Origin of the sequence: Desulfosarcina sp., assembly GCF_041551955.1 — a bacterium.
Classification (GTDB): Bacteria; Desulfobacterota; Desulfobacteria; order Desulfobacterales; family Desulfosarcinaceae; genus Desulfosarcina.
In genome coordinates, this window is sequence record NZ_JBFELV010000321.1 from 1 (window position 1) to 5,780 (window position 5,780).

Annotated in this window: 7 protein-coding genes; 1 reads left to right on the forward strand and 6 read right to left on the reverse strand. The window is 54.6% G+C overall.

Features of this window, described 5'->3' with window-relative positions:
• Positions 1–1,798 (forward strand): cbb3-type cytochrome c oxidase subunit I (locus tag ABYV26_RS19030; protein ID WP_372682938.1); only part of this gene is annotated, 1,798 nt, incomplete at its 5' end.
• A gap of 53 nt (positions 1,799–1,851) precedes the next feature.
• Here the strand turns inward: ABYV26_RS19030 and ABYV26_RS19035 are convergent.
• From ABYV26_RS19035 to ABYV26_RS19060, 6 genes are all read right to left on the reverse strand, one after another.
• Positions 1,852–2,154, reverse strand: a complete 303-nt coding sequence (locus tag ABYV26_RS19035; RefSeq protein WP_372682939.1) for a hypothetical protein — start codon at positions 2,152–2,154, stop codon at positions 1,852–1,854.
• Between the two features lie 46 nt (positions 2,155–2,200).
• The gene (locus tag ABYV26_RS19040) at positions 2,201–2,503 is read right to left on the reverse strand and encodes a hypothetical protein (RefSeq protein WP_372682940.1); all 303 of its coding nucleotides are present in this window, start codon (positions 2,501–2,503) and stop codon (positions 2,201–2,203) included.
• Positions 2,500–2,739, reverse strand: coding sequence for a hypothetical protein (locus ABYV26_RS19045; RefSeq protein ID WP_372682941.1), 240 nt, complete (start codon positions 2,737–2,739; stop codon positions 2,500–2,502). Before ABYV26_RS19045 ends, ABYV26_RS19040 begins: the two co-directional genes overlap by 4 nt.
• A 170-nt stretch (positions 2,740–2,909) precedes the next feature.
• Positions 2,910–3,884, reverse strand: coding sequence for a dihydroorotate dehydrogenase-like protein (locus ABYV26_RS19050; protein ID WP_372682942.1), 975 nt, complete (start codon positions 3,882–3,884; stop codon positions 2,910–2,912).
• A 39-nt stretch (positions 3,885–3,923) separates the two neighbouring features.
• Complete coding sequence (locus tag ABYV26_RS19055) at positions 3,924–5,243, reverse strand: nitrate/nitrite transporter (protein ID WP_372682943.1); 1,320 nt, start codon at positions 5,241–5,243, stop codon at positions 3,924–3,926.
• A gap of 65 nt (positions 5,244–5,308) precedes the next feature.
• Positions 5,309–5,780, reverse strand: a 472-nt coding sequence (locus tag ABYV26_RS19060) for a respiratory nitrate reductase subunit gamma (protein ID WP_372682944.1), incomplete at its 5' end; no start/stop codon positions are given.

The following is a 5,780-nucleotide window of genomic DNA, read 5'->3' on the forward strand; positions in this document are numbered from 1 at the left end:
AAGGCAGCTCACGGTCTGGACCGATTATTTCAAGCACCCGATAGTCAATTCGGGCCTTCCCGACAACTATATCGACGACCCTGAAGAGATCCATCAGCTGACGGCGTTCTTTGCCTGGACGGCCTGGGCCAGTGTCGCCAATCGACCGGACAAGCCCTATTCGTATACCAACAACTTCCCTTATGACCCGGTGGTGGGCAACGTTCTGACCAGCGATGCGGTACTCTGGAGCGCATTGAGCGTGGCCATGCTGCTGGCCGGACTGGCCTGTGTGCTGGTTGTTTTCGGCAAGTTCGACTACCTGGGATGGAAAGGCGGTCCTGATGGTGTCTATCCGAAAATGCTGGCCGGCGAAGCTACCGCGGGGCAGAAGGCGACGATCAAGTATTTTGTGATTGTGGCCCTGCTTTTTTTAACGCAGGTCATGATCGGTGGCGCCCTGGCCCACTATCGCGCCGATCCCGGAAATTTCTATGGCATCGACCTGGCCCAATATTTACCGAGCAATATTTTACGCACCTGGCACCTTCAGTTGGCCATATTCTGGATCGCCACGGCCTATATAGCCGGGGGTCTGTTGCTGGCCTCTTCAATAAGCCGGGAGGAACCGCGTGGGCATGCCGTGGGTGTGCACGTGCTCTTCTGGGCGCTGGTGGTACTGGTGGTCGGCAGCCTGTTGGGCGAACTGGCGGGCATCAATCAGCTGTTTGGGCGATTCTGGTCATGGTTTGGCCACCAGGGCTGGGAGTTCCTCGAGCTGGGGCGATTTTGGCAGGTTATCCTGGTCGTCGGGCTCAGCTTCTGGATGGGTCTGCTCTACCGGGTGCTCGCACCGGTTTTGAAAGACCCGGAGCGAAGAGAGATTTCGCTGCTGTTTTTGGCGGGTGCGGCTTCGATCCCCTTTTTCTATCTACCGGCCTTTTTTTTCGGCAGCACTACCAATTTTACGGTGGTGGACATGTGGCGATTCTGGATCATCCACCTGTGGGTGGAAGGGTTCTTTGAGCTTTTCGTAACCATTCTGGTTGCAGTAACCTTCTACCAGTTGGGGGTGGTCAGGCGCATCAATGTGGTGCGGGTCATCTACATGGACGCCATCCTCTTTCTGGCGGGCGGCATCATCGGCACGGCGCATCACTGGTATTGGACCGGACAGGCCAACTTTACCATGGCCTTGGCAGCCATGTTCTCGGCGCTCGAAGTGGTGCCGCTGACCCTGTTGACCCTGGACGCCTGGGATTTTGTCAAATTGACCGGTACCGGGGACACCACCGGGGCACCCAAGAAAAACATCCCCCACAAGTGGGCCTTCTATTTTTTAATGGCCGTCGGGTTCTGGAATTTTGTGGGTGCCGGCATCTTCGGGTTCCTGATCAATATGCCGGTGGTCAGCTACTACGAGGCGGGCACCATCCTGACCCTGAATCATGGGCACGCCGCCCTGCTGGGCGCATTCGGCATGCTGGCCATGGCGCTGCTGGTCCTGGGCCTGCGCCACGTGCTGACGGATGAACAGTGGACAGGGCCGGAAAAATTCGTTAAATTCTCCTTCTGGGGGATGAACATCGGGTTGGCGTTGATGGTGATTACCAATCTGTTTCCGGAGGGGATTTTGCAGATCTGGGACGTACTTGAAAATGGTTATTGGCATGCCCGCAGTCTTGAATTCATCGGCTCGGACCGGATTCGAGCGCTGGAATGGGTCAGCATGCCGTCGCATGTGATCCTGATCGTCGTCGGTGTCGTGCCGATGGTGATTGCTTCGGGATTGACCTACTTAAAAATATGGAAGAACTGATCGTTCTCATTACGCCTACCCCGCTGCTTGCAGTGGGGTAGGGCATTCATTGCCTATCGATTTGCAGCGTTCTTATACTTGGCATATAGATCTTGGGCTCTCCGCTTTAAGGTTTTGATCCGCTTGGCGTCTTCCGGGGTGATCCATCGAGGCTCGCTGACAGAAAATATGGCCTTGGTTAATTCATCAATAACTTCTTCGGTCGTTTCACATAATTCATCGGTGCACGTACTATTCAGCTGAAATGCCCGATCAATTGCCTTCTCCTCTTGATCTAAATAATTTTCCAACGATTTCAAGTAAGTTCTCCAGGCCTCGGCGCTCTCTTTTTCATTCGTCTCTTTTTGTTGGACCATCTTTCCAGCCTTTTCCTTGTAAACAGTGGTCTTTATTGATCGATTCTCAGTCGCCCTCCGGGAACAGCACCGACCATGCGGCCGGAGAACCAACCAGCAGGCTCAGGCCATCCTCTATGGGTTGCTTGCATGGCTCAGCCCCAAGCACTTCGGCGATGCGAGCCGACGCGGGAGAGAAGTAGACCTTGGCTTCACAATGAAGGCGCCCCGATTCATGGCGAAGGAAAACTGCCGCGTCATCGGGGCACTCGGCGTTGGCATATGCCGACTGAAAGGCATCCTCAACACGGCCTACACCCTGGAAGGCCAACATCGCGTCACCCAGGTTTTTGCAAAACCATATGCTCATTTTTTCCCGATGCACGCATCTTCGGAGCAGGCTTCCTTGCCACCCACCGACATACTTGTCCCCGACGGTTTTTTGCCGCGCTTATCCGGTTGCGCCGCTTCTGCCGGCGTCGCGGTCGTGGGATTCACACTTTTGCCGATACAGGCCTCATCCTCGCAGACTTCTTTATTGGATACGGATATGGATGATCGGAAATTGCGGTCCTTTGGTTTTGCGGTTTTGGGCGTATTGTTCATAGCGGGCCTCCTTCAGCTGACGGATTCGAAAAAATCCCGATGTCTGCGTTACGCTTCACCCTTCGTCACTGCGGCGTACCGTAAGTACGCCTCATTCCTTAGGGATCACAAGCCTTGATCTCGGGCTTTTTACGAATCCGTCGGAAATGCGATTTTTTACGAGTTCATCTTCAGCTGAAATACTTCATGAATTGAACCCGTTCGAAGACTGCGGGATTGCTCGCCGCCTCCTGGCTCATCTTGCCCCGAAAGTCCGAGAGGCTTGTATAATCATGGTCGGCCATCCATTTTTTCAAGGTGTCCTGCATGGTGCGAATGTGTTCCGGGCCATTTTTATACAGGCTGGACGCCACCTGGACCGCCTTGGCGCCTGCCAGAAGTTGTTTGATTACCGCATGGCCGTCATGAACGCCGGTTGACGCAGCCAGATCGCAACCCACTTTGTTGGCCATGATGGCGATCCAGCGCAGCGAGATAGCCAGTTCCGCCGGCGTGCTGTATACAAAGGAGGGCTTTATTTTCAGCTTGTCAATGTCGATATCAGGGCTGAAGAAACGATTGAAAAGGACCAGACCCGCAACGCCCGAATTGGACAGCCGTTGAATCATCTGGCCAAGGCTTGAAAAATAATAGCTGATCTTAAGCGCGATCGGGACGGAGACAGACTCCAATAGCCGTTCAATGACTTTAAAGTACATGCTTTCCTGTTCCTGGCTGGATCGGCTGAAATCCGACGGCAAAAAAAACATATTCAGCTCGACGGCATCGGCACCGGCTTCTTCGATCTGTTGGGTAAAGGATATCCATTCGTGAGAATAGACGCAATTGATGCTGGCGATGATTGGGACGGAGACCTTGTTTTTGGATTCTTGGATCAGGTCGATGTATTTTTTTACTTTTTCACCCTTCAAATGAAAATCGTAGTAGTCGAACTGATCCAGGTTGACGCCGTCGGCTTCCGCTTCCTTCAAAATATCTTCATGCTCGAAAACGATTTCTTCCTCGAAGATGGATTTCAGAACGATCGCTCCAGCGCCATTCTGAGCAAGTTTTTGTATCTTTTCGACCGAATCGGTTAGCCCGGAACTACCGGCAATGATGGGATTATCAAGTTTCAGGCCCAAATAGGAAGTAGTTAAATCCATGCGCGTCTCCTTTCGCTGATGTACAAGAAGCCAAATCGCTTATTTTTTGCTGAGTGATGGTTTAGTTGCTTCACCTACCGGTGCTTGGCGTGTCAATAGAACAATAAAACCGATTGCCAGAAGTGACAATACCAGAAACACGCTGAAGCCCTGGGCGTATCCTGCCGGACCGTTGAACTTCACGAACATCCCCATCACTGGGGGCAGGACAAATCCGCCGAACGCACCTAAACCACCGACGATTCCGGCAGCGCCGCCCACTGCGGCCGGGCTGTATTTGGGCACCAGTTTGAAGACGGCGGCATTGGCAAACCCCATACCCAACGCCAGAAGGAGTACACCGACCACCGCCCCCTCGATCGACCGGCCTGACAGGGTCATCAACAACGCACCGGCTGCCACGATTGCAAAAGAGAGAAGGGTGACTTTTTCTCCCCCGATGCGATCGGCAGCGTAGCCGCCCAGTACACGAAGCAGACTGGCCGAAAGTGAGTACAGGGCGGTGAGCAGACCTGCCTGAACCAGCCTGACGGCATAAAGCTCTGACCAATAGGTCGGAAACCAGACCGTCAAGGCGATAAACCCGCCAAAGGTGATAAAATAAAAATAGGTCAGCACCCACGTGCGCCAGTCGGATCCGGCCTTACGCATCGAATCCATGGCGTTGCCTGAAGGGAGCAGCTCTTCCCCGCAGGCCAGCAGCAGGGCTTCCGGGTCGATGTCAAGCCCCATTTCCCGGTATTGAAAATAGGGGGCATCCTGCATGTAAATATAGACCAGCACGACCAGCAGCACAAGGATCCCCAGCCAGAGCACATAGGAGATGGTGAATCCCAGCCAGACGACCAGCGACGGCAGGAGCAGGGCGAACAGACCCGGGGCCAGGTTTCCCATGCCGGCATAGATGGCCAGTGCCGACCCTTGTTGCCGCTGTGGAAACCAATAGGAAACCGAAGGGATGCCCACAGAAAACGTGGCAATGCCGCAGCCGCTCAAAATACCGAAGAGCAGAAAAAATGGATAGTGGGCGGGTTGCGGTTCGGGAAACAGACCGAACATGAGGGTGATGCCGGCTACACCGAGGATGGCCATGGTGAGAAGAATCAGGATCGGCTTCTTCCCGCCTGTTCGATCCACCATGGCGCCGAACGGAATTCTCAGCAAAGAGCCGGTCAAGGCCGGGCTGGCTGCCAGCAGTCCCATCAGCAACGGGCTCAGCGACAAGGTCTGCTTCAGAATAGGCACAATGGGGCCAAAGGCGGATACACCCGCAAATCCGCCGAAAAATGCGATGGTCGACCAGGTCAGGGCTTCCCGAGGGTTGGATTTTGCATAGCAGACATTGTCATCATCGTTCATCGGAATCACCTCACACGTTTCAGCCAAACGTTACACCCACACATAAAGATCGGTCGACAACCGGTTCAGCGGATAGACGTAGGTAGTCCGGGATTCGGCACCCGACGACGAAACAGGATGTGGCTTCTGAAAAAATAGGTCACCGGCAGGCTCCAGATGTGAATCAGGCGGCTGAATGGGGAGTAACCGAGCAGGGCCCAGGCCGCGATCACATGAATCTTGAAGCTTAAGGGCACCGCTTTCATCAGCATGGCATCCGGTGTGAAGGTCACGATCCCGCGGATCCAGGGTGCGACGGTATCCAGCACGTTGAAATGCCCGAATAACACGTTGAAAAGCCCGGCACCGATGACGACCACCAACGCGCCGATGGTGATGGTGTCGTTGAGCCGAGTCACCGCCTGGACGCGCGGATGGGTCAGGCGTCGCCGCAGCAGGAGCAGTACGCCGACAAAGGCGGCCAGTCCGACGGCCAGGCCGCTCCAGTAAGCGATGGCCAGATGCGCCTGGCTGTCGATGCCGAAAAAATCAAAGACG

Bases quoted from the DNA above. Each gene is read 5' to 3' on its own strand.
- ABYV26_RS19035 (WP_372682939.1), bottom strand. From the start codon at position 2,154: ATGGTCCAACAAAAAGAGACGAATGAAAAAGAGAGCGCCGAGGCCTGG.
- ABYV26_RS19040 (WP_372682940.1), bottom strand. From the start codon at position 2,503: ATGAGCATATGGTTTTGCAAAAACCTGGGTGACGCGATGTTGGCCTTC.
- ABYV26_RS19045 (WP_372682941.1), bottom strand. From the start codon at position 2,739: ATGAACAATACGCCCAAAACCGCAAAACCAAAGGACCGCAATTTCCGA.
- ABYV26_RS19050 (WP_372682942.1), bottom strand. From the start codon at position 3,884: ATGGATTTAACTACTTCCTATTTGGGCCTGAAACTTGATAATCCCATC.
- ABYV26_RS19055 (WP_372682943.1), bottom strand. From the start codon at position 5,243: ATGAACGATGATGACAATGTCTGCTATGCAAAATCCAACCCTCGGGAA.